We start from the raw sequence: 26,964 nt of genomic DNA, 5'->3' as shown, positions 1-26,964 counted from the left end.
CGGCATCACCGCGTCACGGCGCGTTCACCCGTACGTGTGGCGGGTGTTGGGGTGTCCATGGGAAGTACTTTCCCATGGACACCCCCGATGTCGGCATTCCGCCGCACCTCGCACGCCGTTTGAGCATGGCGGAGCAGCACGAGTTCCTGCGCTCGCGGCTGTCCCGGCGCGGCGCGCTGGTGACCGCGGGCGCGGTGGCAGGCGGGCTACTGACCGGCTGCTCCGTCCCGGGCGCGCGCCGCACGAGCGCGGGCCCGCCCTCCGCGACGTCCCGGGTGCACGGCTCGGCCGTCACCCCAGTGGGCCGTCATCTCGCCTTCGGCGCGGACCCGAAGACCCAGATGCGGATCTCCTGGCAGGTGCCGTTCGCGGTGAAGAAGCCGTATGTGCGGGTGGGACCGAGGCCCGACGAGCTGAGCCGGAAGATCGAGGCCGAGGTGCGCGATCTGCACACCCCGGGTATTGCGGGGGAACGGCCGGCGGTCGAGCAGTACTACCTGCACGCGGCGCTGGACGGCCTTCGGCCCGGCACGACGTACTACTACGGCGTCGGCCACGACGGCTTCGACCCCGCCTCCCCGCAGTACAGGTCGACCATCGGGTCCTTCCGTACGGCGCCCATGAGCACCGACCGCTTCGTGTTCACCGCCTTCGGCGACCAGGGCATCGGCCCGAGCGCGCGCACCAACGACCAGGTGCTGCTGCGTCAGAACCCCGCCTTCCACCTCCACGCGGGTGACATCTGCTACGCGGACACGAGCGGCACGGGCAGGAAGTCGGACGCCTACGACCCGGTCTCCTGGGACACGTTCCTGGCGCAGACCGAGTCGGTGGCGAAGTCCGTGCCGTGGATGGTGACGACCGGGAACCACGACATGGAGGCCTGGTACTCCCCGGACGGGTACGGCGGTCAGGTGGCCCGCTGGTCGCTCCCGGACAGCGGCTTCGACCCGGCGAAGGCGCCGGGGGTCTATTCGTTCGTCTACGGCAACGTGGGCGTCGTCGCCCTCGACGCGAACGACGTCTCGTACGAGATCCCCGCCAACTTCGGCCACACGGACGGGAAGCAGACGAAATGGCTGGACAGGCGGCTCGGTGAACTGCGGGCGGACAAGGCGGTCGACTTCGTCGTCGTCTTCTTCCATCACTGCGCGTACTCGACGTCCACGCACGCGTCCGACGGCGGCGTACGCGCCGAATGGCTGCCGCTGTTCGCCAAGCACCAGGTGGATCTGGTGATCAACGGGCACAACCATGTGTACGAGCGGACCGACGCCGTCAAGGACGGGGCCGTCGGCAGGCCGCTGCCGATCGGCGCGTCGACCGATCCGACCCGGGACGGAATCGTCTACGTCACCGCGGGCGGCGGCGGGAAGGACCTCTACGGCTTTCCCGCGGGCGTCAAGGACAGCTACGAGGGGCACGTCGACGACCGCGAGTCGGTGGACAGCTTCCACTGGACGAGATCGCGGAAGCGGAAGGCGGAGACCGTGGAGTGGTCGCGCGTCCGGTATGCCGGTTTCTCGTTCCTCTCGGTGGAGGCGGTCAGCGGTACGGCTCCGAGGCTGACGGTGTCGGCACTCGCCCAGAGCGGAGAGCGGATCGACCATTTCGAGGTGCGGCGCGGAACGTGACGCGGGGCGCCCGACCGCGCCGCACCCCGTGCGGGTGCGGCTCCCGGCTGAATGGGTGACGCCGGCCCCTTGCGGGGGACACGGCGGCCTTATGGGTGATGCTGCGGCTCGGTGACCGGCTGAAGCTGCGGCTCAGTGGCCGGTCTCTCCGCCGTTGTCCCTGCGGTCGAGGGCGCGCTGGAGCGCGGCGGCGGCGTTCTTCCGGTCGGACTCGCTCGTACGGGAAAGGTGACGGACTCGGCGGCGGGCGGTCGTCTCGGCCATGGGGGATCGACTCCTTCGATGATCCGGGAGTGCGGAAAAAGGGGTTACGAGACGCCGGAGGGCGGGGAGCGGTGCCGCAGGGGTTGCCTGCACGGGGCCCGGCTCTCGACCGCCATTCGCTTGATCGAGCGAGACGTTCGGCTTCTACAAAGCTAAGCGAGGACCGGGCATCTGTCTCCACAATTACTCGGACTTCCTACTATCTGAGACGGTGGATTGGGTCACACGCCCGCGACCTGCGGACATTCCGATACGCCAGCGGCGACGGTCAGAGCACGTCCCCGTCCCGCCAGTCGAAGACCACCTCATGCACCGGATCGAGGGGGCCCGCGGCAGCGGGGCGCACGAAGGTGGAGCCCTCCTCGTCGGGGAGGTGCACAACGCCGTCGGGGCCGAGGGCGCAGACGCGGCCGGGCCAGAGCTGCCAGCCGCGGGCGGTGTACAGGGGGGCACCGGCGGCGCTCGCGGAGAGCGCACCCAGGTCGTAGGCCCCGTCCACGATCCGCTCCAGCTCGGCCATCACACGGCCGCCGAGTCCCGTACGGCGCACATCGCCACGGACACCCACGGCCTCGACGTACCCGACGCGCAGCCAGCGACCGCCATACCCGACGCGCCGCTGAACGACCGACCCGTGCGCGGCAAGCCCCCGTCCGTCCTCGACGAGCACATGCATCCCGCCCAGTCCGTGCTCCCAGTCCTCGTCACTGAAGCCGCCTTCGAAGGCCTCGTCCAACAGGGCGCGGGCGGCGCGGAGTTCGGCAGGGGCGAGGTCCGCGGTGTGGGCGGTACGGAGTCGGGTGGTCATCCGACCAGTATCGCCCCACGACTCCGCGCCACCGTCCTGACGCTGTGCTCCGCACGGACCCCTCCAAAGGGTTGAGCCTGATCGGCCGCAGCGGCCGGACCGTCTCCGAGCGGTACACGATGCCAACAGGCAAGTCCCGTCTGCGCGTTGTCCGCATGACCGGGTCCCGCTTCCGCTTCCGTACGGCGACGGGCGCCCGGCTCGACCTGGTCGCCCGGGACGCCCGGGACGCCCGGGACGCCCGGGACGCCCGGGACAGCGTCGCCCCCGCTATGTCCTGCCGCAGTACGAGGGCGACGTCCTGCGCGAGACCTCCGCCTTCACCCTCCCCGCGGGTGCAAGCGCCCTCCCGGGCGCCCGCCGCGCCGACAACGAACTGCCCTTTATGCGCCATGAGTCGGCCGCGACGGCACCGACGGGCGCGTACATGATGCAGTGGGGCGGCCACGACGAGATCTTCGTCCCGGCGGGCGCCCTCGCCTTCCCTCGGGACCTGCCGAACGCCGAGACCCATCTCCTCCCCACCGGCCACTTCGCTCTGGAAACGCACGCGGGCCAGGTCGCCGCCCCGATGGACGACTTCCTGGCCCGGAACCTCAAGGGGCAGAGGCTCAGCCCATGTGCGGGTACGTGTAGTCCGTCGGCGGGACCAGCGTCTCCTTGATGGCGCGGGTCAGCGTCCAGCGCAGCAGGTTCTGCGGGGCGCCCGCCTTGTCGTTGGTGCCGGAGGCGCGGCCGCCGCCGAAGGGCTGCTGGCCGACGACGGCGCCGGTCGACTTGTCGTTGATGTAGAAGTTGCCCGCCGCGTAGCGGAGCTTCTCCATCGTGTACGCCGCAGCGGCACGGTCGTTCGCGATGACCGAGCCGGTCAGGGCGTAGTCGGAGACCGACTCCATCTGCTCCAGCATCTCGTCGTACTTGTCGTCCTCGTAGACGTGCACACCGAGGACCGGGCCGAAGTACTCGGTCCTGAAGACCTCGTTCTCCGGGTCGGTGCACTCGATGACGGTCGGGCGCACGAAGTAGCCCACCGAGTCGTCGTAGGAGCCGCCCGCGACGATCGCGCAGGTCGGGTCCTCCTTGGCGCGGTCGATCGCGGCCTTGTTCTTGGCGAAGGCACGCTCGTCGATGACGGCGCCGATGAAGTTCGACAGGTCGGTGACGTCACCCATGGTGAGGTAGTCGACCTCGGCCGCGAACTCCTCCTTGAAGCCGGAGTTCCAGATCGACGCCGGGATGTACGCCCGGGAGGTCGCGCTGCACTTCTGGCCCTGGTACTCGAAGGCACCGCGGGTGAGCGCCGTCTTCAGGACCGCGCGGTCCGCGCTCGGGTGGGCGACCAGGAAGTCCTTGCCGCCGGTCTCGCCGACCAGGCGCGGGTACGAGCGGTACTTGTCGATGTTGTTGCCGACCGTCTTCCACAGGTACTGGAAGGTCTTGGTCGAGCCGGTGAAGTGGATGCCTGCGAGGTCGCGGTGGACCAGGGCGACCTTGGAGACCTCGATACCGTCACCGGTGACGAGGTTGATGACGCCCTTCGGCAGGCCCGCCTCCTCCAGCAGCTGCATGAGGAGAACGGCCGCGTGGGTCTGCGTCGGGGACGGCTTCCAGACGACGACGTTGCCCATGAGAGCCGGGGCGGTGGGCAGGTTGCCCGCGATCGCCGAGAAGTTGAAGGGGGTGATCGCGTAGACGAAGCCCTCCAGCGGGCGGTGGTCCAGTCGGTTCCAGACGCCCGGGGAGTTGGCCGGGGGCTGCTCGGCCAGGATCTGGCGGGCGTAGTGGACGTTGAAGCGCCAGAAGTCGATCAGTTCGCAGGGCGCGTCGATCTCCGCCTGCTGGGCGGTCTTCGACTGGCCGAGCATGGTGGAGGCGGCGATGGTCTCGCGCCAGGGACCGGCCAGCAGCTCGGCCGCGCGCAGGATGATCGCCGCGCGGTCGTCGAAGGACATCGCGCGCCAGGCGGGCGCCGCGGCCAGGGCCGCGTCGATGGCGTCCTGCGCGTCCTGCTGGGTGGCGTTGCGGAAGGTGCCGAGAACCGCCTTGTGATTGTGCGGCTGCACGACCTGGAACGGCTCGCCGCCGCCCATCCGCTTCTCGCCGCCGATGGTCATCGGCAGGTCGATCGGGTTCTCGGCCAGCTCCTTGAGCCTGGCCTCCAGCCGGGCGCGCTCGGACGACCCGGGGGCGTAGCCGTGCACCGGCTCGTTGACGGGGGTGGGGACCTGGGTCACAGCGTCCATGGGGTACCTCTTCCGAGTGATTCCCGGGCTCCAGCCCGGGGGAGCTGAAGCGATTGCGTATGGTGAGCAGCGGTCAGGGCTTGACCGTCACGAACTCGCTGCGGCGAGCCCGTGAGAAGCCCCCTCGGGGGCGGAGTCACGAGATCCGTAACTCCTTTCCACGGATCCGGGTCCGGCTCAGCCGGCCGCGGCACGGCGGCTGTTGGCCTCCGAAGCTCCTCGGACACCGACAGCCGCGGCTCATCCGACGCATCACCCCTTGCTGATCATCGAGCGGACGAAAAAGCGCAGGTTGGCCGGCTTCTCCGCGAGACGGCGCATGAAGTAGCCGTACCAGTCGGTGCCGTAAGCGGTGTAGACGCGCATGCGGTGGCCCTCGGCGGCCAGCCGCAGGTGCTCCTCGCTGCGGATGCCGTACAGCATCTGGAACTCGTACTCGTCGAGCTTGCGCCCGGTGCGCCGGGCGAGTTCCTGCGCGATGGAGATGAGCCGCGGGTCGTGGGAGCCGATCATCGGGTATCCCTCGCCCTCCATGAGGGTCTTCAGGATGCGGACGTACGCCTTGTCGATCTCGTGCTTGTCCTGGTACGCGACCGACGCGGGCTCCTTGTACGCCCCCTTCACGATACGCACGCGGCTGCCGCTCGCGGCGAGGCGGCGGGCGTCGGCCTCGGTGCGGAAAAGGTAGGCCTGGATGACGCAGCCGGTCCCCGGGACGTCCTTCCGCAGCTCCTCGTGGATGGCGAACATCGAGTCGAGGGTGGTGTGGTCCTCGGCGTCCAGCGTGACCGTCGTACCGATCGCGGCGGCGGCCTCGACGACCGGGCGGACATTGGCGAGCGCCAGCTCGTGCCCACCGGGAAGGGACTGGCCGAACATCGAGAGCTTCACCGACAGCTCGGCCCTCGTGCCGAGGTCCAGCTCCTTGAGGCGGTCGATCAGCTCCAGGTACGCGTCGCGCGCGGCCCTGGCCTGCTCGGGGGTCGTGATGTCCTCGCCGACGACGTCCATGGTGAGCTCGAGACCCCGGGCGGTGAGGTCCTCGATGACCGGGACGATCTCGTCGACGGTCTCGCCGGGGATGAAGCGGTCGACGACCTGCTTGGTCACCGGGGCCGCCGAGATCAGACGGCGGATCCGGTCGCTGCGCGACGCGGCGAGAATCACGGGACCCAGCACGGGGCACCTCCACAAGGGCAACAGGAGGCCGAATCCCGACCATTCGGGTACGGCACGGAGAACCACCGTGAAACCTAAGGATCCCTCCGATCGTCGGCCATCGACAGCTGTCACGCATCCGTGCCCTGGATCTCAGACATCTGTATGAGGAGGGTGAAAAAATGCGGGAGAATGCCCGTGTGGCGGATGTTTTCAAGGCCGGCCGAGGCGATTACCAGGAGCTCGTCGACGAGATCTCGGCGCTGCTCGGCGCTCCGGCGACCCTGGAGAACCGGGACTTCGAGCTGATCGCTTTCGCCGCTTACGACAGCGACGGCGAGTTCGACGAGGCGTCCCTCGACCCCGTGCGCACCCGCTCGATCCTCACGCGCCGCTCCACGGCAGCGGTGCGCAAGTGGTTCGAGGGCTTCGGCATCGCGCGGGCCACCGGGCCCGTACGCATCCCGCCCACTCCGGAGGCGGGCGTCTACCGGGGACGGATCTGTCTGCCGGTACGCCATCGGAGTGTCGTCCTCGGGTATGTGTGGCTGCTGGCCGACGAGCCCGGGCCCTCCGAGGCACAGTTGTCCGCCGCGATGGAGATCGCCGCGCGCATCGGTGACCTGCTCGCGGACGAGGCGCAGGCGGGCGCGGACCTGACGCGCGAACTGCGCGCGGTCCTCACGGCGGAGCCCGGCTGGCAGCAGGACATGGCAGTGGCCGAGCTGCATACGGCGCTGGGCGCGCGGGCCGACGGTCTGCACACGGTGGTGTGCGTCGCCCCCTGGCCCTCGGCCGACCCGGACGATGCCCCCTCGGTCCGTACGCTGCCCGCGGCCACCGCCCTGTGCACGGTGCCCTGGGGTGGGGGGGGTACCTCCCACGCCCTTGAGGCAGTGGGGGAGGGCCAGAGCCTTGCGCTGCTGGTGCGGCTGCGCTCGGCGGATGTCCTGACCCCGGCGCTGACGGCGGCCACGCGGCTGCTGCGGGAGGCGGAGGGCACGTGGGGCGCGGGGCGGGCGGCCGGCGTGGCCGGTGCGCGCCACGGCCTCGCGGAGTTGGGCACCGCCTGGCAGGAGGCGTCGGGGGCCGCCCGCGCGGCCCTGGCGGAGTCACGGTTCGGCCCGGTCGCACAGTGGTCGGCCATCGGGCCGTACCGCCTGCTGACGTCGCTCCCGCCCCAGGCGGCCCATGACCCGGCCGTACAGGCCCTGCTGTCCCCCACCCACCGCGAACTCGCCCGCACGGCCGAGGTGTTCCTGGACTGTGCGGGCCAGGCGGGCCGCACGGCCGCCGAACTGGGCATCCACCGCCAGACCCTGTACTACCGCCTGTCCCGCGTCGAACAGCTCACCGGCCTGGACCTGGACGACGGGGAGGACCGGCTGCTGCTGCACATGGCGCTGAAGGGGGCGCGGCTCCAGGGCCTGTTCTGAGTTCCGCGTCGTCCGCGCGGAGCGCGGGCGCAGCGGCGTTCGGCACGCACTCCCCCGCTCATGGGGGTCCCCCCGCTCGAGCGAAGCCGAGAGTGGGGGAGAAGCCGAGAGTGGGAGTGCGTGCCGGGCGTCGGGGCGCAGGCGGGGAACTCAGAACAGGCCCTAAGGGGCGTCGGGAGCCTTCGTGGCGCCGGCGATCACCCGGCGCAGTCCCTCGGTGAGCTGGTCCGCGTCGGTCGCGGTGTCCGGGTCGAAGACCCACTGCACCATGAGCCCCTGAAGGAGGGTCTGGTAGAGGCGGCCCTCGCTGTTGATGGTCTCCTCGTCGAGCTCCGCCTCCGGGACGTCGCTGAACAGGGGCACGAGCCCGGAGAGCGCCTGCTTCTGTGCCTCGACGAGCATGCGGCGCACCTCCGGAAGCCGGTCGCCCTGGAGGATCAGCTCGAAGCTCAGCAGCCAAATGGCGCGCGACTCGGGCAGGGCACGGATGATGTACGTCCACACCTCCCCGAAGCGCTTCAGCGACCCGGCCGGCGCCGAGAACGCCTCGAGCCCTTCCCCACCGGGCTCGAAGCGGTGCCCCGTCTCCTCGACCAGCGAGACATACGCCTGCACCAGCAGCGCGTCCTTCGACCCGTAGTGGTAGCCGATCGACGCCAGGTTGGTCCCCGACTCCTTGACGATGTCACGGGCCGTGGTGCGCACGAACCCCTTCTCCAGCAGGCAGCGCTTGGCGCCTTCGAGCAGATCCTCACGGTGTCCCATGCCGCCACTCTACCCCGATTCAGACATCCGTCCCATACGAACGTATTAAACAAACGTACTAGACAAGCGTTTAAGACGCCCGTACAGTCCTTGGCATGACGAACCCGACGAGCACGACCACCACCCCGGGCGCCGACGGCGCCCGCGCCGGCCGCCGCGCATGGACCGCGCTCGGCGTCCTGATGCTTCCGCTGCTGCTGGTCTCGATGGACGTCTCGGTCCTCTACTTCGCGATCCCGGCGATCAGCGCGGACCTCAGGCCGAGCGGGACCCAGCAGCTGTGGATCTTCGACATCTACGCCTTCGTCCTCGCCGGCCTGCTGATGACGATGGGCTCGCTCGGCGACCGCATAGGCCGTCGCAGGCTGCTGCTGATCGGCGCGGCCGCCTTCGGCGCCGCCTCGCTGGTCGCGGCCTACGCCAACAGCGCCGAGACCCTGATCGCGGCCCGCGCGGTTCTCGGCATCGGCGGCGCGACCCTGATGCCCTCGACGATGGCGCTGATCCGCACGATGTTCACGAACCCCGCCGAGCGCGCGAAGGCGATCGGCGTGTGGTCCGGGGTGATGACGGCCGGCATCGCGCTCGGCTCGGTGATGAGCGGCCTCCTGGTCCAGTACTTCTGGTGGGGCTCGGTCTTCCTGGTCAACCTGCCGGCGATGGCCCTGCTCCTGGTCCTCGGCCCGCTCCTGCTGCCCGAGTCCAGGGACCCCGAGCCCGGCCGCTTCGACTGGCTGAGCGTCCCGCTGTCGATGGCCTCGGTGCTCCCCGTGATCTACGGACTGAAGGAGATCCCGTCGGAGGGCTGGCACGTCCAGTACGTCGTCTCGATCACCGTCGGCCTGCTCTTCGCCGCGCTCTTCGTCCATCGCCAGCGCACGGCGGTCTCCCCGATGATCTCCCCGGCCCTGTTCCGAGGCCGTGGCTTCGCCCCCGCCGTCGTACTGAACCTGGTCTCCTCGTTCGGGATGATGGGCTCGGCCTTCTTCACCACGCAGTACCTGGAGTCGGTGCTCGGCAAGAGCGCGCTGGAGGCGGCCCTGTGGGCGCTGCTCCCCTCGGTGCCGATCGGTATGACGGCCCCGATCGCGACCCAGCTGGTCCAGAAGGGCGTCAACCGGGCCTACGTCGTCACCGCCGGCTTCGCCATCGCAGCCGCCGGATACGGAATGCTCGCCCTGGCCGGCACGGACTCCCTCTGGCTGGTGCTGGTCGCGTGCGGCGTCCTCGCCTCCGGGATCGTCATGGTCATCTCGCAGATGACGGACCTGGCCATGGGGGCGGCCCCGGCCGAGCGGGCGGGTGCGGCGTCCTCGCTCCTGGAGACGGGTGCGGAGTTCGGCGGCGCCCTCGGTATGGCGGTCCTCGGCTCCATCGGTACGGCGATCTACCGCCACGACATTCCGTCCTCGGCCCCGGCTCCGGCCCACGAGACGCTGGGCGGCGCGCTGGCCGTCGCCGGCCGGCTCCCGTCAGGCGCGGGCGACGCACTGGCGACGGCGGCCCGGGAGGCGTTCACCAGCGGGATGCAGGGAGCGGCGATCGCGGGGGCGGTGCTGCTGGCGGGGGCCGCGGTCGCAGCGGCGGCGACACTGCGCCGGGTGCAGGTTCGGGAGCCGGAGGCGGAGGAGGTCGCTGTCTGACACTCCCCGTACAGAAAAACGCCGGGCGGGCTGAATTTTTCAGCCCGCCCGGCGTTTGAGGACGAGGCCGTCAAGGCCGAAGCGGGGGTCTGGGGGCGGCAGCCCCCAGGGACGGCGACTTCAGCCGACGGTCACCTCAAAACGAACGGTTACCTCAGACCAGGTTCACCGAGCGGGCGGACGTCGCGCCGATCTCCTCGGCCACCTCGGTGAGGACGTTCTGCGGCACCGTGTCGTCGACCGTGAGGACCGCAAGGGCCTCGCCGCCGGCGATGTCGCGGGACACCTGCATGCCCGCGATGTTGATGCCGGCCTCGCCGAGGATGCGGCCGAGCGTGCCGACCACGCCCGGGCGGTCGGTGTAGCGCAGCACGACCATGTGGTCCGCCAGCGCCAGGTCCACGTCGTAGTCGCCCACCGCCACGATCTTCTGGTGGTGCTTCGGACCGGCCAGCGTGCCGGACACCGAGACCTCCTCGCCACCGGCGAGCGTGCCGCGCACGGTGACGACGTTGCGGTGGTCCGTGGCCTCCGAGCTGGTGGTCAGGCGCACCTCGACACCGCGCTCCTGGGCGAACAGCGGGGCGTTGACGTACGAGACCGTCTCGTCCACGACGTCCTCGAACACGCCCTTGAGCGCGGACAGTTCGAGCACCTTCACATCGTGCTGGGTGATCTCGCCGTACACCTCGACGTCGAGACGGACCGCGACCTCACCCGCGAGCGCGGTGAAGATGCGGCCGAGCTTCTCGGCGAGCGGCAGACCCGGCTTGACGTCCTCGGCGATGACACCGCCCTGGACGTTCACCGCGTCCGGGACCAGCTCACCGGCGAGCGCGAGACGCACGGACCTGGCGACGGCGATGCCCGCCTTCTCCTGCGCCTCGTCCGTCGAGGCACCCAGGTGCGGGGTGCAGACGACCTGGTCCAGCTCGAACAGCGGCGAGTCCGTGCACGGCTCCTTCGCGTACACGTCCAGGCCGGCACCGGCGACCCGGCCCTCCTTGAGCGCCGAGTACAGCGCCTCCTCGTCGACGATCCCGCCGCGCGCGGCGTTGACGATACGGACCGACGGCTTGACCTTGTGCAGCGCCTCGTCGCCGATCAGGCCGAGCGTCTCGGGGGTCTTCGGCAGGTGGACGGTGATGAAGTCGGAGACCTCGAGCAGCTCGTCCAGCGACAGCACCTTCACGCCCATCTGCGCGGCCCGGGCAGGCTGGACGTAGGGGTCGTAGGCGACGACCTTCATGCCGAACGCGGACATGCGCTGCGCGACGAGCGCGCCGATGCGGCCCAGACCCACGACACCGAGGGTCTTCTCGGCCAGCTCGACGCCGGTGTACTTGCTGCGCTTCCACTCGCCGTTCTTCAGCGCGGCGTTGGCCTGCGGGATGTTGCGGGCGGTGGAGAGGAGCAGACCGCAGGCCAGCTCGGCGGCGGTCACGATGTTCGAGGTGGGGGCGTTGACGACCATCACGCCGGCCTTGGTGGCGGCGGAGACGTCCACGTTGTCCAGGCCCACGCCGGCCCGTGCGACGACCTTCAGCTTGTTCGCGGCGGCGACGGCCTCGGCGTCGATCTTCGTCGCGGAGCGGATCAGGATGGCGTCGACATCGGCGATCGCGGGCAGCAGCTCGGCGCGGTCCGCGCCGTTGCAGTGCCGGATCTCGAAGTCCGGGCCAAGGGCGTCGACGGTCGCGGGCGACAGCTCCTCAGCGATGAGTACCGTGGCTTTTCGACTGGGGTACGAGCTCACGTGAGTCCTCACAAGTCCAATGCGGACGGCCGTCCCGACGGCCGCAGGCGGTGGAGGGTTGCTAGCCGCGTGGAAGACGCACGACGCTGTGGGCCTGACGCGATTGTTGTGCAGCAGTGTAGTGGCGTCGCGCGTATCGTTTTACGCCGCTGCGGAAGGATCACCCGTCCGTGGTGGACGGGCTGGACAACGCCTGCTTCCTGGCGTTACCCACGGTTCGCCGAAGGGGCCGGAACGAAACGCTCCGGCCCCTCGACCATAAGGCTTACGCCTCCTCGTTGACCCAGCTCATCAGCTTGCGCAGCTGCTTGCCGGTGGTCTCCAGCAGGTGCTCGGAGTCCTGCTGCTTGTACTCGTTGTACTTCTTCAGACCGCCGTGGTACTCGTCCATCCAGTTCTGGGCGAACGTGCCGTCCTGGATCTCCGCGAGGACCTGCTTCATCTCGGCCTTGGTGGCGTCCGTGATGATGCGCGGGCCGGTGACGTAGTCGCCCCACTCGGCGGTCTCGGAGACGGACCAGCGCATCTTCTCCAGGCCGCCCTCGTACATGAGGTCGACGATCAGCTTCAGCTCGTGCAGGCACTCGAAGTAGGCGATCTCCGGCTGGTAGCCCGCCTCGACCAGGGTCTCGAAGCCGGCCTTGACCAGCGCGGAGGTGCCACCGCACAGCACGGCCTGCTCGCCGAAGAGGTCGGTCTCGGTCTCCTCGGTGAAGGTCGTCTTGATGACGCCGGCGCGGGTACCGCCGATGGCCTTGGCGTACGACAGGGCCAGCGCGAAGGCGTTGCCCGTGGCGTCCTGCTCGACGGCGGCGATCGCCGGAACGCCGCGGCCCTCCTCGTACTGGCGGCGAACCAGGTGGCCCGGGCCCTTCGGGGCGACCAGGGCGACGTCCGCGCCGGCCGGGGGCTTGATGAAGCCGAAGCGGATGTTGAAGCCGTGGGCGAAGAACAGCGCGTCGCCGTCCTTCAGGTTCGGGGCGATGGACTCCTCGTAGACCTGGGCCTGGATGGGGTCCGGGATGAGGATCATGATGACGTCGGCCTCGGCGGCGGCCTCCGCCGGGCTCACCACGCGCAGACCCTGCTCCTCGGCCTTCGCCTTGGACTTGGAGCCCTCGTGCAGACCGACGCGCACGTCGACGCCCGAGTCACGCAGCGACAGCGCGTGGGCGTGGCCCTGGCTGCCGTAGCCGATGACCGCGACCTTGCGGCCCTGGATGATGGACAGGTCGGCGTCAGCGTCGTAGAACAGCTCGGCCACTTTGGGTTCTCTCCTTGGTGTGCGGTGTTGCGTCCCACCGTATGACGGTGAGGGGAAGGGAAGTCTCGGGGTCTCGGAATTCGGGCGGCCGGCCGGTGACCGGCCGCCCGTTTCCGGTCGTTCGGAATCTCTACGAGTCCTACTACGTGCGCTACGCGGACCGGTCGAGGGCGCGCAGGGAGCGGTCCGTGATCGAACGGGCGCCGCGGCCGATCGCGATCGTGCCGGACTGCACCAGCTCCTTGATGCCGAACGGCTCCAGCATCTTGAGCATGGCCGAAAGCTTGTCGCTGCTGCCGGTGGCCTCGATGGTGACGGCCTCCGGGGAGACGTCGACGGTCTTGGCGCGGAACAGCTGGACGATCTCGACGATCTGGGAGCGCGTCTCGTTGTCGGCTCGGACCTTCACCAGAACGAGTTCCCGCTGAACGGCCTGCGCCGGCTCCAGCTCGACGATCTTCAGCACATTGACGAGCTTGTTGAGCTGCTTGGTGACCTGTTCGAGCGGCAGGTCCTCGACGTTCACCACGATGGTGATGCGGGAGATGTCGGGGTGCTCGGTGACACCGACCGCGAGCGAGTCGATGTTGAAGCCGCGGCGGGAGAACAGGGCGGCGATCCGGGCGAGGATGCCGGGCGTGTTCTCGACGAGGACCGAGAGGGTGTGCTTGGACATGGTTCTCACTCAGCTCTCTCAGTCGTCTTCGTTGTCGCCGAAGTCGGGGCGGACGTCCCGGGCGGCCATGATCTCGTCGTTGGAGGTGCCGGCGGCGACCATCGGCCACACCATCGCGTCCTCGTGCACGATGAAGTCGATGACGACCGGGCGGTCGTTGATGGAGTTCGCCTCTTCGATGACCTTGTCGAGGTCGTCCGGCGACTCGCAGCGGATCGCGTAGCAGCCCATGGCCTCCGACAGCTTCACGAAGTCGGGGACGCGGGTACCGGCGCTCGGTTGCTTGCCGTCCGCCTCGGGGCCCGAGTGCAGCACGGTGTTGGAGTACCGCTGGTTGTAGAAGAGGGTCTGCCACTGGCGGACCATCCCGAGGGCGCCGTTGTTGATGATGGCGACCTTGATCGGGATGTTGTTCAGGGCGCAGGTGGTCAGTTCCTGGTTGGTCATCTGGAAGCAGCCGTCGCCGTCGATCGCCCAGACCGTACGGTCCGGGGCGCCGGCCTTCGCGCCCATCGCGGCCGGAACCGCGTAGCCCATGGTTCCGGCGCCGCCGGAGTTCAGCCAGGTGGCAGGCTTCTCGTATTGGATGAAGTGCGCGGCCCACATCTGGTGCTGGCCGACGCCCGCCGCGAAGATCGTGCTCGCGGGCGCGAGCTGTCCGATGCGCTCGATGACCTGCTGCGGGGAGAGCGTGCCGTCCTCGGGCAGGTCGTAGCCCAGGGGGTAGGTCTCGCGCCAGCGGTTCAGGTCGTTCCACCAGGCGGTGTAATCGCCCTTGTGGCCCTCGCTGTGTTCCTTCTGCACGGCCTGGATCAGGTCGGCGATGACCTCGCGGGCGTCACCGACGATCGGCACGTCGGCGGCGCGGTTCTTGCCGATCTCGGCCGGGTCGATATCGGCGTGGACGATCTTGGCGTAGGGGGCGAAGCTGTCCAGCTTGCCCGTGACGCGGTCGTCGAAGCGGGCTCCGAGGGCGACGATCAGGTCGGCCTTCTGCAGCGCGGTGACGGCGGTGACCGAACCGTGCATGCCCGGCATTCCCACGTGGAGCGGGTGGCTGTCGGGGAATGCGCCGAGCGCCATCAGGGTGGTGGTGACGGGCGCTCCGGTGAGTTCCGCGAGGACCTTCAGCTCGGCGGTGGCGTGCGCCTTGAGGACGCCGCCTCCGACGTAGAGGACGGGCCTCTTGGCAGCGGTGATCAGCTTGGCGGCCTCGCGGATCTGCTTGGCGTGCGGCTTGGTCACCGGGCGGTAGCCGGGCAGGTCCGTGACGGGCGGCCAGCTGAAGGTGGTCTGCGCCTGGAGGGCGTCCTTGGCGATGTCGACGAGGACCGGGCCCGGGCGGCCGGTGGAGGCGATGTGGAAGGCCTCCGCGATCGTCCGGGGGATGTCCTCGGCCTTGGTCACCAGGAAGTTGTGCTTGGTGATCGGCATGGTGATGCCGACGATGTCCGCCTCCTGGAAGGCGTCCGTGCCGATCGCCTTGGAGGCGACCTGACCGGTGATCGCGACCAGCGGCACCGAGTCCATGTGGGCGTCGGCGATCGGGGTCACCAGGTTGGTGGCTCCGGGGCCCGACGTCGCCATGCAGACGCCGACCTTGCCGGTGGCCTGCGCGTAGCCGGTGGCCGCGTGGCCCGCGCCCTGCTCGTGCCGCACCAGCACATGGCGGACCCTGGTGGAGTCCATCAGAGGGTCGTACGCCGGAAGGATCGCACCGCCGGGAATCCCGAATACCGTCTCGGCGCCGACCTCCTCGAGAGAGCGGATGAGGGACTGCGCACCCGTGACGTGTTCGGGCGCGGACTGCTGTCCTCCGGATCGGGGCCGCGGCTGCGGATGGTGGGCCCCGGTGGCCTGCTCGGTCATCGGCATTCTCTTCTCGATGCTGAGGGTTTATGCGAGGTTTGTACGGCGTTCGGTTCGTGCTCAGGCCGAGGACGGCTCGTGCCCGTGCAACAAAAAACCCCTCGTGCCGTAAGGCAAGCGAGGGGAGCGCGCCGGTGGGGTTCGCTGAGGGTTCCGGTCCATTTCCGGTGGGTCCCAGCTTCAGCCGACGCGCTGTCCAAGTACGAGAATTCGGGTGCGCATGGCACTGACCCTCCCCCCGGCACGCCATCACTGTCAAGTGGGTGGGACGGGAGTCTCATTATGTGAGCGTAGGGCCGTTCCGCCTCCGAAAACGGCAGGCACGCCACTGGTGTACACCCCCGCGCCGCCGCCCGCGAACGCCGGCTCGACCGGGCCGTGCGGAACCGGATATTGGCCGGAAGTCAGCGCCCGGCGCAGCCGGTATTCGTCGAGCGGCCCGGAGAATGCCATGCCCTGGCCGTGGGTGCAGCCCATCGCACGCAGGGCGACGACCTGCTCGGGCAGGTCCACGCCGTCGGCGACCGACTGCAGGCCCAGATCGGTGGCGATGCGCAGCAGCCCACTGGTGATCTTATGCAACCGTGCGGACTCGACGACCCCCTCGACAAGACTTCGGTCGAGTTTCAGTACGTCGACGGGGAGCCGGCGCAGCGCCGTGATGGCCGCGTAGCCGCTGCCGAGGCCGTCCAGGGCGATACGGACTCCGATCCTGTGCAGGGCGCTGAGTCTGCGCTCCAGCTCGTCCAGGGAGACCCGCGGGTCGGTGTCGGACAGCTCGATCATCAAGGCGCCCGAGGCCAGGCCGTGCCGGGTGAGCAGGGCCTCGACGGAGCCGAGGGGCCCCGAGCGGTCCAGAAGCCGGCGGGCGCTCATCCGGACGGCGACGGACACGGCGAGTCCGGCCGCGGCGCGCTCGGCGGCCTGTTCGACGGCCTCCTCCAGCATCCAGCGGCCCAGCTCCGCGGCCTTGTCGCTGTCCTCGGAGACCCTCAGGAACTCCGTGGGTGTGAAGAGCACGCCCTGGGAGGAGCGCCAGCGGGCCTGGGCGCTGACCGATGCGATCCGGCCATCCTCCAGTGACACCACGGGTTGGTGCAGCAGGGTGAACTCGCCGTCGTGCAGTGCGGCCCGCAGCCGGGTGGCCAGCTCGGTCTTCCGTACGACGTCCTGCTGCATCTGGGGGGCGTACAGCTCGACGCGGCCCTTGCCCGCAGCCTTGGCTCTGTACATGGCAAGGTCGGCGTTGCGCAGCAGCTCGCCGGCGCCCAGGCCCGGTTCGGCGAAGGCCACTCCAATGGATGCGGCCACCCGGACATCGTTGCCGTCGATGTCGTACGGCTGCGAGAGGGTGATCCGGAGGCGGTCGGCGAGCTCCAGGATGTGGCCCTCGCGCGCGGTGCGGTCACGGGTGCCGTCGCCGACGATCAGGGCCGCGAACTCGTCACCGCCCAGGCGGGCGGCGGTGTCGCCCTGCCGGACCGAGTCCTGCAGTCTGCGGGCGGCCTGGACAAGAAGCTCGTCCCCGGCCTGATGCCCGATCGTGTCGTTGACGGCCTTGAAGCCGTCGAGGTCGATGAAGAGGACGGCCGTGCCACGGAGGGCGGCACCGCGGTCGGAGGCACGACGGCCGGACAGCGCCTGCTGTACGCGCTTGGTGAACAGGGCGCGGTTGGGCAGGTCGGTGAGCGGGTCGTGCTCGGCGTTGTGCTGCAGCTGTGCCTGCAGGCGCACCCGTTCGGTGACGTCCCGGCTGTTGAAGATGAGACCGCCGTGGTGGCGGTTGACGGTGGACTCGACGTTGAGCCAGCCGCCGTCGCCGGACCGGAAGCGGCACTCGATGCGGGTGGTGGGTTCCTCGGTGTGGCTGGCGGCGAGGAAGCGGCGCACTTCGTGCACCACGCAGCCCAGGTCCTCCGGGTGGATGAGCGCGGCGAGTTCGGATCCGACGAGCTCCTCGGCGGGCCGCCCGTAGACGCCGACGGCGGCCGGGGAGACGTACCTGAGGATGCCGTTGGGCGCGGCGATCATGATGACGTCGCTGGAGCCCTGCACCAGGGAACGGAAGTGGTTCTCCTTCTGTGCGAGTTCCTGGGTGAGGGTGATGTTGTCGAGCAGCATGATGCCCTGGCGCACGACGAGCGCGAGCACCACGGCGCCCGCGGTGATGAGCACCACGCGGTCGACGCTGTGGCCGTTGAGGACGTTGTAGAGGATCCCCAGCGTGCAGACGGCGGCGGCCAGGTAGGGGGTGAGCGCGGCCAGGGACCCGGAGATCGGGCGCGTGGCCGGGTACCGGTCGCGGTCGGTGTCCTGCAGTCCGGCCGGGTGACGGTCGTGGGCCGGCTGCTGCGGGAGCCCGGGGGCCTGGTCCGGGGCGAGCACGTGCGCGTGCCCTCCCTCGTGGGCCGTTCCCTGTGGTTCCGGCTGCCGCTGCGCCGGTACGTGTTCGTGCACCACGCGCGCGTGCCCGTCCTCGCCCGGCTGCCCGTTCTTGGGCCCGACCCAGGGGGCGTACGCGAGCAGCAGCGAGCCGGAGAACCAGCCCGCGTCCAGCAGCTGGCCCGAGTGGTAGCTGTTGTGCAGCATCGGTGAGGTGAACAGGGCATCGCACATCACGGTCAGCGCGAGCGCGCCGACGGCGGTGTTGACCGCGGAGCGGTTCACTGCCGAGCGCCGGAAGTGCAGTGCCAGCACCATGCTGATCAGGGCGATGTCCAGGAGCGGGTACGCGAGCGAGAGCGCGGTGTGCGCGACGCTCGGCCCGTCGAACTTGGCGGCCTGGGCGAGCGCGAGACTCCACGACAGTGTGAGCAGTGAGCCGCCGATGAGCCACGCGTCGAGCGCGAGGCATACCCAACCCGCCTTGGTGACGGGCCTTTTGGCGAGCACGAGCAGTCCTACGATGGCGGGCGGAGCGAAGCAGAGGAAGAAAAGGTCGGCGCAGCTCGGCGACGGGACGGGACGGTCGAGGACGATCTCGTACCAGCCCCAGACCCCGTTGCCCAGCGCCGCCATGGCGGAGGAGAGGGCGAACAGCAGCCAGGCGGGTCGAAAGCGGGTGCGTCGGCTGCGCGCGTAGAGCAGGCAGGAGACCGCCGCGGTACCCGCCGCGCCGCTCAGTCCGAAGTCACCCATGAAGAGGGCGACGCTCCGCGAGCCCCAGCCGAGCGCGGAACCGACGACATATCCCCCGCACACCAGGGCCAGGACGATCTGCGGAACCAGGCTCGTCCTGCCGCCGGACACCGGACGGCGGGCCGACAGCGCTCCGGGGGAGCTCACCGGGCCCTCCCGGTCCGGGGCGCTGCCGGGTCCCGCTGGGCCCGGCGCGCTGGGTGCGCATGCCTCTTGCGGCCGCTGTGCCGGCGGTGGTGATGACCGGACTGACCGCCATGGCCGCCATGATCGCCATGGCCGCGTCTGCGCGTCGCGGTTCGCCAGGGTCGCCGCCCGCGGCCCCGCCGCGTCGGATCGTTCGTCCATAGGCCGTGCATCGCCCGTCGCCCCCCTCGCATGTCTGAAAGTTCCATCCCCGGCGCCGAACGGTGCGCGGCGCTGCCCCTGTCGGGACGATACACCAGTCTCGTCACTCAGGGACATAGTTCCTCTACGCTCCGTGACGACCAGCGCAGATGTGGGCACGTAGCGCTTACGAGGGACTGCGGAGTGTGCCGGAAGCGGATTGGGAGCAAACGGGAGACGACACGCGCGCCGGTTGTGCGACCCCCTTTGGACGCGTACGCGGGCGGCGGGGTTGGCTCGAATCGTGTGCCCTGGGGGCCTCCCGCGCAAGTGGCCCTTCCCCGCCGCGCGCGCCCCCTGCGGCTAGGGTGCGCCGGTCGTCAGTATCACGTTCTCCATCGGTTCTCCCAGCGCGAAACGGTTCAGCTGGGCGCTCAGGAGGCGCTTGGCGCGGGGCCAGAACGCCGAGGTGGGACCGCCGACATGAGGGCTGATCAACACACCCGGCGCATGCCACAGGGGGTGTCCCGCGGGCAGCGGTTCGGGGTCGGTGACATCCAGGGCGGCCCTGATACGACCGGTCTCCAGCTCGGCCAGCAGCGCCTTGGTGTCGACGACCCCGCCGCGCGCCACGTTGACGAGCAGCGCCCCGTCCTTCATCCGGGTCAGGAAGTCCGCGTTGACCAGGCCTTTCGTCTCCTGTGTGAGCGGTGTGACGAGCACCACGACATCGGCGCCGGGAAGAAGTTCCGACAATCGGGAGACGGGATGCACAAGGCCGCGCGCCGTGTCCCGCTCATGGCGCGCGACGCGCGCCACCCGCGCGAGCTCGAACGGCGCGAGCCGGTCCTCGATGGCGGCGCCCACGGACCCGTATCCGACGATGAGGACGGACTTGTCGGCGAGCGCCGGACGGAACCCGGAGCGCCACTCCTCGCGCTCCTGTCCCCGGACGAAGTCGGGGATGCCGCGCAGGGAGGCGAGGATCAGGGTCAGCGCGTGTTCGGCGGTGCTCGCGTCGTGCACCCCGCGCGCGTTGCACAACCGCACGCCCGGGGGCAGCAGTCCGAGGCCCGGCTGGACATGGTCGACACCGGCGGAGAGCGTCTGCACGACCCGGACGGACGTCATCGCGGACATGGGGCGCACCGCGATCTCACTGCTCTTCATATAGGGCACTACATAGAACGCACAGTCCGCGGGGTCCGCGGGGAACTCCTGGTCCCCGTCCCAGAATCGGTAACCGAGGCCCTCTGGAAGGCCTTCTATCTGGTCGGGACGGAACGGAAGCCACACCTCGTCAGTCATGGCCAGGAGGCTATGCGAAGGATCCGGCGCCGCATTGGTTAGTTTGGGGTGCCAGGAAAGGGAGGATACGGCCAGGTGGAGCGCAGGACGATCGGCGCGGCAACGCTCGAAGTGGGGGCCATAGGACTCGGATGCATGCCGATGAGCTGGGCGTACTCCGGGTTACGGCAGCGGGGCGACGAGTCGCTGCGGACGGTGCACCGGGCGCTCGACCTGGGGGCGACACTGCTCGACACGGCCGATATGTACGGGCCGTTCACCAATGAGCTGTTGGTGGGCCGGGTGTTGAAGGAGCGGCGCGACGAGGCGTTCGTGTCGACCAAGGTCGGTCTGCTGGTGGGCGACCAGCACATCGTGGCCAACGGCCGCCCGGGCTATGTGAAGCGCGCCTGTGACGCCTCGCTGCGCCGGTTGCAGACGGACGTCATCGACCTCTACCAGCTGCACCGCGCGGACCCGGAGGTCCCCGTCGAGGAGACCTGGGGCGCGATGGCGGAGCTGGTGCGGGCGGGGAAGGTACGGGCGCTGGGGCTGTGCGCGATGGGCGTACGGGGCGCACGGCGGTCCGGGGCACGGCTGTACGACGCAACGATTCGGCAGCTGGAGCGGGTGCAACAGGTGTTCCCCGTGAGCGCGGTGGAGGCCGAGCTGTCGGTGTGGTCGACGGAGGCGCTGGACGTGCTGCTGCCGTGGTGCGCGGCGCGCGGGGTCGGCTTCCTGGCGGCGATGCCGCTCGGCAACGGCTTTCTGACCGGCACGCTGACGCCGGGCGAGGGCTTCGAACGGGACGACCTGCGCGCCCGCCACCCTCGCTTCACGGCCGAGATGATGGCGGCGAACCAGCCGATCGTGGCCGGACTGCGCCGGGTGGCCCGGCGGCACGGCGAGGACGTCACGCCCGCTCAGGTGGCGCTGGCCTGGGTCCTGGCACAGGGACGTCAGGTGGTCCCGGTACCGGGCGCCAAGCGGGAGCGCTGGGTCACGGAGAACGCGGGCGCGCCCGCAGTCCGGCTGACCCCGGACGACCTGAGGGAACTGGCGGGACTGCCGGTGGCGCAGGGGTCGTGGGACTGAGCGCGGGGTGGTTCCGGGCCGCCGGTCCCGGCCTGAAAGCCGTAGGCCGGTCCGGAAACCGCAGGCCGGTCGAAAGCCATAGGCCGGTCCGGGAGCCGTAGGCCGGTCCGGAAACCGCAGGCCGGTCCGGGAGCCACACGCCGGTCCTGGAGCCACACGCCGGTCCGGAAACCGCAGGCCGGTCCGGAAACCGCAGGCCGGTCCGGGAGCCACACGCCGGTCCGGAAACCGCAGGCCGGTCGAAAGCCATAGGCCGGTCCGGGAGCCGTAGGCCGGTCCGGAAACCGCAGGCCGGTTCGGGAGCCGCAGGCCGGTCCGGAAGCCCTGGGTCGGCGGAATCCCGGTCGTCGATCACGGGCCCTCGGGTTCGGGCGGTGTAGGAAGGGAAGAAGCCCCGCATCGAAGGGACCTGGATCGTGCCACGTCGAGCTGTGACGTCCGTGTTGGCCGCGGCCGCCCTTGTGCTGACGGCCGGCTGCTCCTCGGTCGGCGGGGACGCGCCGGGCAGCGGCCGGAGCGTCTCGGTGAGCGGCGCGGCGCCAGGAGGCTCGTCCTCCAGGCAGGCGGCCGAACCGACTCCGCCCGCCAAGGGATCGGTCCGGGTGGTGCGTACGGTCGCCCAGGACCTCAAGACGCCCTGGGGCCTCGCACCGCTGCCCGAAGGCGGGCTGCTGGTCTCCTCCCGGGACGACGGGACGATCACGCGGATCGACGAGAACACCGGGCAGAAGACGGAGTTGGGCCGAGTGCCCGGTGTCTCGGCCGCCGGTGAGGGCGGCCTGCTGGGCATCGCCCTCTCCCCCGACTACGCCTCGGACCATCTGGTCTACGCGTACCTCACCACGGATTCCGACAACCGCATCGTCCGCATGCTGTACGACGCGAAGAAGCCGGCCGGCGAGCAGCTGGGCGCTCCGGACACGGTCTTCAGGGGCATCCCCAAGGGCATGATCCACAACGGCGGCCGGATCGCGTTCGGCCCCGACGGGATGCTGTACGCGGGCACGGGCGAGTCGGGCAATGGCGCTCTGGCCCAGGACCGCGGCTCGCTCGGCGGCAAGATCCTGCGTATCACCCCCGACGGCGAGCCGGCCCCCGGAAACCCCTTCGGCAACTCGCCCGTGTACTCCTACGGCCACCGCAACGTCCAGGGCCTGGCCTGGGACGACAAACAGCGGCTGTTCGCGGCGGAGTTCGGCCAGAACACCTGGGACGAGCTGAACGCGATCAAGCCGGGCGGCAACTACGGCTGGCCTGACGCCGAGGGGAAGTCTTCCGACCCCAGATACCAGAACCCCATCGCCCAGTGGCACACCGACGAGGCCTCCCCCAGCGGTATCGCCTACGCCAGGGGCTCGATCTGGATGGCGGGCCTGCGCGGCCGGCAGCTGTGGCGGATCCCCCTGAAGGGCACCGAGGCTTCCGCGCCCCCGCAGTCGTTCCTGACGGACACCTACGGCCGTCTCCGTACGGTGGTCTCGGTCGGCGGGAACAAGCTGTGGCTGACGACGAGCAACACCGACGGCCGGGGCAAGCCGCAGAGGAGCGACGACCGGATCCTGGAGGTGGAAGTGAAGTAGCCGCCCGGACGCTCAGTCAAGGCCGCCGAGCTGGGCAAGCAGACCCTGCGGGACCTGGACAAGGCGTGGAAGGCGCACGAGGACTCGAAGGCCGGTAAGCGGCCCGGCCCGAAGGACGAGCCGCGACCTGCCGTCGGCACCCTCTTCGGTGACGCCGCTCAAGGACCGCCCGGGCCGGCGCGAGGACCGAGCCGTCCTCGTGGAGACCCTGAACGTGCGAGGCATGGCGCGCGGCCCTCCGGCCAAGAGCATGCACGACGCGGGTTGCGCCCGGTTCCTGTCGTTCTGCGAGTACAAGGCAGCCCCGCGCAGGCGGCAGCTGGCGTAAGACCGGGCGGAGGCCCGGCAGCGCGCACAACCCCCATCCGAGGTGGGGAGGAAGCAGGAACCCACCCGAAGCCGGTGGTCCGCCACTCATGGCGACCACCGACAGGCGGAAAATCCACGCCCTCAATGCGGCGGAGGAGGTCAAATCGGGAGAGTTCCGCATCTTCCGCGGCCGGCGGGGCCTTGGACGCGCGGAGGGGGTCTCAGGGCTTCCGTAGGGATCCTCCGGAAGCCCTGAGACCCTCAGGACCTGCGCCGCGTCAGCTGGCGGACGGCAGCCCGAGCAGGATGTCGGTGTACTTGAGGGCGGCCAGCAGCAGGCCGATGACGCCCAGCGCGACACCGCCCCACGCGACCGACTTGATCCACGCGGCCTGCGGCTTGCCGGGTGCCCCGAACGCCGGGCGGGCCAGCACCACGACGCCCACGATCAGCGCGGCCAGCGCGAACAGGCCGCCCCACAGCGCGGTGGTGTGCCAGGCGTCTCCGTACACCGCCTTGATCTGCTTGGCGACGCTCGCCGTGGACGAGGTCTGCAGCTGGCCCACGAGGGTCTCGCGCGCGGAGGCCACGGTGCCGACCCAGCTGCCGGTCAGCGAGATGACGCCGAGCCCGGCGGAGACGACCGCCCCGGCTCCCTGGCCCACTCCGGACGGACCCTCCGCGGTCTCGTCGGACCCGCCGCCGGCCAGGATCTCCTCGCCCGCCTCCTCGACCTCGGTGACCTCCACCTTCTCGTCGTCGTTCTTCGCCTCGGCACCGGTCTCGGCCCCGGCCTTGTCAACTGTCTTGGTTTCCATGCCTCGCACCGTACGGACGCTGTCTGAAAGGTCTCTTAATGATCGTCGCGGGCGCTACGCGCGCGTGCCGCCCGCCATTCGGGCGCGAGCACCGACCACACCTCGGTGTCCTGGCGCACGCCGCGGTAGAGATAGCTCTCCCGCAGTACGCCGTCGCGGCTCATGCCCAGCCGCCGCGCCACTTTGATGCTCGGTTCGTTGGCGGACGACGCGTGCCACTCCACACGGTGGATGCCGCGCTCGTCAATTGCCCAGTCGATCAGGACCCGCATCGCGCGTGTGATCAGTCCCCGCCCGGTCGCCGCGGGCTCCAGCCAGCAGCCGACCTCACAGTTGCCGCCCTCGGCGTCGAAGACGCGGAAGAGCACCCCGCCGACCAGCTTCCCGTCCAGCCACAGCCCGTGCAGGCTGCCGTTGTCCGCGGCGCGCTTGTCGGCGTAGCTCTGGAGGATCGCCCGGGCGGAGTCGGCGTCCGTGGCGTTCGCCCCGAACGGGATGTGCACGGTGATGAAGTCCCGCCCGCGGTCCAGGTGTGCCAGGAACTCCTCGGCGTGCCACGGCTCCAGCGAACGCAGTTCGGCTCCGTCGTCACCCAGGGATATCGCGTACATCCTGCTGCCGCTCCTTCACCAGTACGTCCACCAGCGCGTCCTCGGTCGCGCCCTGCCCCGGAATCGTCGCACGGCACTCGGGCGGCTCGATGCTGATCCGCGGCAGCCGGCGCTCCAGCCAGGACGGCAGCCACCAGTTGGCGCCGCCGAGCATGTGCATCAGGGCGGGGACGAGGAGCGTGCGCAGGACGAAGGCGTCGAGGGCGACGGCCGAGGCGAGCGCGATGCCGAACATGGCGATCACACGGTCGCCGCTGAGCACGAAGGCGAGGAAGACGGAGATCATGATGACGGCCGCCGAGTTGATCACCCGGCTGGTCTCGGCGAGGCCGACACGGACGGCCCGCCGGTTGTCGCCGGTCTCCAGCCACTCCTCGTACATGCGGCTGACCAGGAACACCTGGTAGTCCATGGACAGCCCGAAGAGCACCGAAACCATGATCACGGGAAGGAAGGGCTCGATCGGCCCGGCCCGGCCGAGGCCCAGCAGCTCACTCCCCCAGCCCCACTGGAAGATCGCGACGACCACGCCGAAGGCGGAGGCGACAGCGGCGACGTTCATCGCGGCGGCCTTCAGCGGGATGCCGAGGGACCGGAAGGCGAGCAGGAGCAGCACACAGCCCAGCCCGATCACGACGCCGACGAACAGCGGCAGCTTGCCGACGATCACGGCGGCGAAGTCGTCGTAGCTGGCAGTGACCCCGCCGACGTACAGGTCGAGCGTGGTGCCCTGCTCGGCGCGCGGCAGCACCTCGGAGCGCAGCCGGTCCACGAGGTCGCTGGTGTGCTGGGACTGCGGGGCGGAGTCCGGTACGACGGTGAGGTAGGCGGTCTGGCCGCTGCTGTCGTACGTCACCGGCGTCACCGACGCGACGCCCTTGGTGGCCGCGAGCGTTGTGTCGAGGTTGTCGAGCGCGAGCTTGTCCTCGGCACCGCCGACGCGGGTGACGAGGGTGAGCGGGCCGTTGACGCCGGGCCCCAAGCCGTCGGCGAGGAGGTCGTAGGCCTGCCGGGTGGTCGACGACTTCGGGTCGTTGCCCTGGTCGGAGGTGCCCAGGTGCAGCGACAGCGTGGGCAGCGCGAGCAGGGCCATGACGGCCAGGGCGACGGCGCCGAGTTTCTTGGGATGGCGCTCCACGAACGCGGACCACCGCGCGGCGAGCCCGGTCGGCAGCTCGGGTTCCGGCCCGTGCTCGGCCAGCCGGCGCCGTTCGCGCCTGCTGAGGGCGCGCGGGCCGATGAAGGAGAGCAGGGCCGGCAGCAGGGTCACGGAGGCGGCGACGGTGAGGATGACGGTCAGGCAGGCGGCGATCGCGACACCGTTGAGGAAGCCGAGCCGCAGGATCAGCATGCCGAGCAGCGCGATGCACACGGTCGCGCCCGCGAAGACCACGGCCCGTCCGGTGGTGGCGACGGCGCCCACGGCGGCCTCCGTCACCGGTACCCCGCGTTTCAGACTGCGGCGGTGCCGGGTCACGATGAACAGCGCGTAGTCGATGCCGACGCCGAGCCCGATCAGCATGCCGAGCATGGGCGCGAAATCGGCGACGGTCATCGCGTGCCCGAGCAGTTCGATACCGGAGTACGCGGTGCCGACTCCGATCAGCGCGGTCGCGATCGGCAGCAGGGAGGCGGCGAGCGAGCCGAAGGCGAGGAAGAGGACCACGGCGGCGACGATCACGCCGACGGCCTCGGCGAGGTGCCCGCTCTGCGACTCGGTGAGGCCGATGGCGCTGCCGCCCAGCTCGACTTTGAGCCCTTTGGTCTCGGCGGCCTTGGCGGTGTCGACGACGGCCCGGGCCTCGCTCTTGCCGATGTTCTCGGCCTGCTCCTTGAAGGTGACCGTGGCGTACGCGGTGCGGCCGTCGCCGCTGATCTGGCCGTTGTGGCTGCCCTCGTAGGGGCTGGTGACGGAGGCGACGCCCCGCAGGTTCGCGATCCGGTCCAGGGTGCGGGTCATCGTCTGCTCGACGTCGGCGGCGCGCACGGTGCCCGGGGTGGTGTGCCAGACGACGGTGTCGCTGTCGCCGGCGAGGCCGGGGAAGCCCTTCTGGAGCAGCTGGGTGGCGCGGCCGGACTCGGTGCCGGGGGCCTCGTAGTTGTTGGAGTACGCGGAGCCCGTGACGGCCGCGGCGGCAGTGACACCGCCGAAGGCGATCAGCCAGAGCAGTACCGCGACGAGGCGGTGGCGGACACACCAGCGTGCAAGGGCTGCCACGGACGTGCTCCCTGGGGTATTCGTGGATCTTTGACCGGGAACAGCCGCTAATGGAACTGAACAGC

The 26,964-nt window shown here is 70.1% G+C and carries 20 protein-coding genes and 1 pseudogene; 7 read left to right on the top strand and 14 right to left on the bottom strand.

Annotated elements, in window-relative coordinates; translation table 11 throughout:
- The first annotated feature begins 74 nt into the window (after nt 1–74).
- On the top strand, nt 75–1,634 hold the full coding sequence (locus ABT186_RS10635; protein ID WP_351230549.1) for a purple acid phosphatase family protein: 1,560 nt from the start codon (nt 75–77) through the stop codon (nt 1,632–1,634).
- 132 nt (nt 1,635–1,766) lie between these two features.
- Here ABT186_RS10635 and ABT186_RS10630 read toward each other — a convergent pair whose 3' ends face one another.
- Both ABT186_RS10630 and ABT186_RS10625 read right to left on the bottom strand, forming a co-directional pair.
- Nucleotides 1,767–1,898, bottom strand: a complete 132-nt coding sequence (locus ABT186_RS10630; protein ID WP_137303871.1) for a hypothetical protein — start codon at nt 1,896–1,898, stop codon at nt 1,767–1,769.
- Between the two features lie 268 nt (nt 1,899–2,166).
- Nucleotides 2,167–2,706, bottom strand: a complete 540-nt coding sequence (locus tag ABT186_RS10625; RefSeq protein ID WP_351924515.1) for a GNAT family N-acetyltransferase — start codon at nt 2,704–2,706, stop codon at nt 2,167–2,169.
- 436 nt (nt 2,707–3,142) lie between these two features.
- On the opposite strand from ABT186_RS10625, the pseudogene ABT186_RS10620 reads away from it, so the two are divergent.
- A pseudogene (locus ABT186_RS10620) lies at nt 3,143–3,370 on the top strand (alpha/beta fold hydrolase); the annotation flags it as partial.
- Here the strand turns inward: ABT186_RS10620 and pruA are convergent.
- The gene (gene pruA / locus ABT186_RS10615; RefSeq protein ID WP_351924513.1) at nt 3,318–4,949 is read right to left on the bottom strand and encodes an L-glutamate gamma-semialdehyde dehydrogenase; all 1,632 of its coding nucleotides are present in this window, start codon (nt 4,947–4,949) and stop codon (nt 3,318–3,320) included. The pseudogene ABT186_RS10620 and the gene pruA sit on opposite strands and share 53 nt — an antisense overlap.
- 252 nt (nt 4,950–5,201) lie before the next feature.
- Entirely contained in the window at nt 5,202–6,128 is a 927-nt protein-coding gene (locus tag ABT186_RS10610) for a proline dehydrogenase family protein (protein WP_351230554.1), read from the bottom strand.
- Nucleotides 6,129–6,289: 161 nt separating this feature from the next.
- Between ABT186_RS10610 and ABT186_RS10605 the strand changes: the two genes are divergently transcribed.
- Nucleotides 6,290–7,543 (top strand): PucR family transcriptional regulator, encoded by a 1,254-nt coding sequence (locus tag ABT186_RS10605; RefSeq protein WP_351924511.1) that lies wholly within the window; start codon nt 6,290–6,292, stop codon nt 7,541–7,543.
- 162 nt (nt 7,544–7,705) lie between these two features.
- Here the strand turns inward: ABT186_RS10605 and ABT186_RS10600 are convergent, their stop codons facing one another.
- Complete coding sequence (locus ABT186_RS10600) at nt 7,706–8,308, bottom strand: TetR/AcrR family transcriptional regulator (RefSeq protein ID WP_351237905.1); 603 nt, start codon at nt 8,306–8,308, stop codon at nt 7,706–7,708.
- A 95-nt stretch (nt 8,309–8,403) separates the two neighbouring features.
- On the opposite strand from ABT186_RS10600, the gene ABT186_RS10595 reads away from it, so the two are divergent.
- Nucleotides 8,404–9,951, top strand: a complete 1,548-nt coding sequence (locus tag ABT186_RS10595; protein ID WP_351924509.1) for an MFS transporter — start codon at nt 8,404–8,406, stop codon at nt 9,949–9,951.
- Between the two features lie 154 nt (nt 9,952–10,105).
- Here the strand turns inward: ABT186_RS10595 and serA are convergent, their stop codons facing one another.
- The 6 genes from serA to ABT186_RS10565 form a co-directional block, all read right to left on the bottom strand.
- Nucleotides 10,106–11,707, bottom strand: a complete 1,602-nt coding sequence (serA, locus tag ABT186_RS10590) for a phosphoglycerate dehydrogenase (protein WP_351228192.1) — start codon at nt 11,705–11,707, stop codon at nt 10,106–10,108.
- Nucleotides 11,708–11,972: 265 nt separating this feature from the next.
- A complete protein-coding gene (gene ilvC / locus ABT186_RS10585) occupies nt 11,973–12,971 on the bottom strand; it encodes a ketol-acid reductoisomerase (RefSeq protein WP_351228194.1) in 999 nt (332 codons plus the stop codon).
- 151 nt (nt 12,972–13,122) lie between these two features.
- Nucleotides 13,123–13,647: an acetolactate synthase small subunit gene (gene ilvN / locus ABT186_RS10580; protein WP_046582646.1), complete on the bottom strand. Its 525-nt coding sequence runs from the start codon at nt 13,645–13,647 to the stop codon at nt 13,123–13,125.
- An 18-nt stretch (nt 13,648–13,665) separates the two neighbouring features.
- Entirely contained in the window at nt 13,666–15,522 is a 1,857-nt protein-coding gene (locus ABT186_RS10575; RefSeq protein WP_351228196.1) for an acetolactate synthase large subunit, read from the bottom strand.
- Nucleotides 15,523–15,771: 249 nt separating this feature from the next.
- Nucleotides 15,772–18,801: a putative bifunctional diguanylate cyclase/phosphodiesterase gene (locus ABT186_RS10570; RefSeq protein WP_351924507.1), complete on the bottom strand. Its 3,030-nt coding sequence runs from the start codon at nt 18,799–18,801 to the stop codon at nt 15,772–15,774.
- A 543-nt stretch (nt 18,802–19,344) separates the two neighbouring features.
- Complete coding sequence (locus ABT186_RS10565) at nt 19,345–20,289, bottom strand: 2-hydroxyacid dehydrogenase (RefSeq protein WP_351228200.1); 945 nt, start codon at nt 20,287–20,289, stop codon at nt 19,345–19,347.
- A 75-nt stretch (nt 20,290–20,364) separates the two neighbouring features.
- On the opposite strand from ABT186_RS10565, the gene ABT186_RS10560 reads away from it, so the two are divergent.
- From ABT186_RS10560 to ABT186_RS10550, 3 genes are all read left to right on the top strand, one after another.
- Nucleotides 20,365–21,363: an aldo/keto reductase gene (locus tag ABT186_RS10560; RefSeq protein ID WP_351924505.1), complete on the top strand. Its 999-nt coding sequence runs from the start codon at nt 20,365–20,367 to the stop codon at nt 21,361–21,363.
- A 431-nt stretch (nt 21,364–21,794) separates the two neighbouring features.
- Nucleotides 21,795–22,943, top strand: coding sequence for a PQQ-dependent sugar dehydrogenase (locus tag ABT186_RS10555; RefSeq protein WP_351924503.1), 1,149 nt, complete (start codon nt 21,795–21,797; stop codon nt 22,941–22,943).
- A 148-nt stretch (nt 22,944–23,091) separates the two neighbouring features.
- A complete protein-coding gene (locus ABT186_RS10550; RefSeq protein WP_351228206.1) occupies nt 23,092–23,271 on the top strand; it encodes a hypothetical protein in 180 nt (59 codons plus the stop codon).
- 259 nt (nt 23,272–23,530) lie between these two features.
- On the opposite strand, the gene ABT186_RS10545 is transcribed toward ABT186_RS10550, so the two are convergent.
- Genes ABT186_RS10545 through ABT186_RS10535 form a run of 3 tightly spaced genes read right to left on the bottom strand, consistent with a single transcriptional unit; the run spans nt 23,531 to nt 26,899 of the window.
- Nucleotides 23,531–24,070: a hypothetical protein gene (locus tag ABT186_RS10545; RefSeq protein ID WP_351228207.1), complete on the bottom strand. Its 540-nt coding sequence runs from the start codon at nt 24,068–24,070 to the stop codon at nt 23,531–23,533.
- A 35-nt stretch (nt 24,071–24,105) separates the two neighbouring features.
- Nucleotides 24,106–24,681 carry a GNAT family N-acetyltransferase gene (locus ABT186_RS10540; protein WP_351228209.1) on the bottom strand — a complete coding sequence of 192 codons (576 nt, stop codon included), beginning with the start codon at nt 24,679–24,681 and terminating at the stop codon, nt 24,106–24,108.
- Nucleotides 24,659–26,899 (bottom strand): MMPL family transporter, encoded by a 2,241-nt coding sequence (locus ABT186_RS10535; protein WP_351924501.1) that lies wholly within the window; start codon nt 26,897–26,899, stop codon nt 24,659–24,661. The genes ABT186_RS10540 and ABT186_RS10535 overlap by 23 nt, the downstream gene beginning before the upstream one ends.
- Nucleotides 26,900–26,964 lie beyond the last annotated feature (65 nt).

The sequence above is a fragment of the Streptomyces sp. NPDC001634 genome (genome assembly GCF_040298185.1).
In the GTDB taxonomy this organism is placed as follows: Bacteria; Actinomycetota; Actinomycetes; order Streptomycetales; family Streptomycetaceae; genus Streptomyces.
The sequence above is the reverse complement of the archived record's forward strand: the minus strand, read 5'-3'. Positions and strand labels throughout refer to the sequence as shown.

Bases quoted from the DNA above. Each gene is read 5' to 3' on its own strand.
- ABT186_RS10635 (WP_351230549.1), top strand. From the start codon at position 75: ATGGACACCCCCGATGTCGGCATTCCGCCGCACCTCGCACGCCGTTTG.
- ABT186_RS10630 (WP_137303871.1), bottom strand. From the start codon at position 1,898: ATGGCCGAGACGACCGCCCGCCGCCGAGTCCGTCACCTTTCCCGTACG.
- ABT186_RS10625 (WP_351924515.1), bottom strand. From the start codon at position 2,706: ATGACCACCCGACTCCGTACCGCCCACACCGCGGACCTCGCCCCTGCC.
- pruA (WP_351924513.1), bottom strand. From the start codon at position 4,949: ATGGACGCTGTGACCCAGGTCCCCACCCCCGTCAACGAGCCGGTGCAC.
- ABT186_RS10605 (WP_351924511.1), top strand. From the start codon at position 6,290: ATGCGGGAGAATGCCCGTGTGGCGGATGTTTTCAAGGCCGGCCGAGGC.
- ABT186_RS10600 (WP_351237905.1), bottom strand. From the start codon at position 8,308: ATGGGACACCGTGAGGATCTGCTCGAAGGCGCCAAGCGCTGCCTGCTG.
- ABT186_RS10595 (WP_351924509.1), top strand. From the start codon at position 8,404: ATGACGAACCCGACGAGCACGACCACCACCCCGGGCGCCGACGGCGCC.
- ilvN (WP_046582646.1), bottom strand. From the start codon at position 13,647: ATGTCCAAGCACACCCTCTCGGTCCTCGTCGAGAACACGCCCGGCATC.
- ABT186_RS10575 (WP_351228196.1), bottom strand. From the start codon at position 15,522: ATGCCGATGACCGAGCAGGCCACCGGGGCCCACCATCCGCAGCCGCGG.
- ABT186_RS10565 (WP_351228200.1), bottom strand. From the start codon at position 20,289: ATGACTGACGAGGTGTGGCTTCCGTTCCGTCCCGACCAGATAGAAGGC.
- ABT186_RS10545 (WP_351228207.1), bottom strand. From the start codon at position 24,070: ATGGAAACCAAGACAGTTGACAAGGCCGGGGCCGAGACCGGTGCCGAG.
- ABT186_RS10540 (WP_351228209.1), bottom strand. From the start codon at position 24,681: ATGTACGCGATATCCCTGGGTGACGACGGAGCCGAACTGCGTTCGCTG.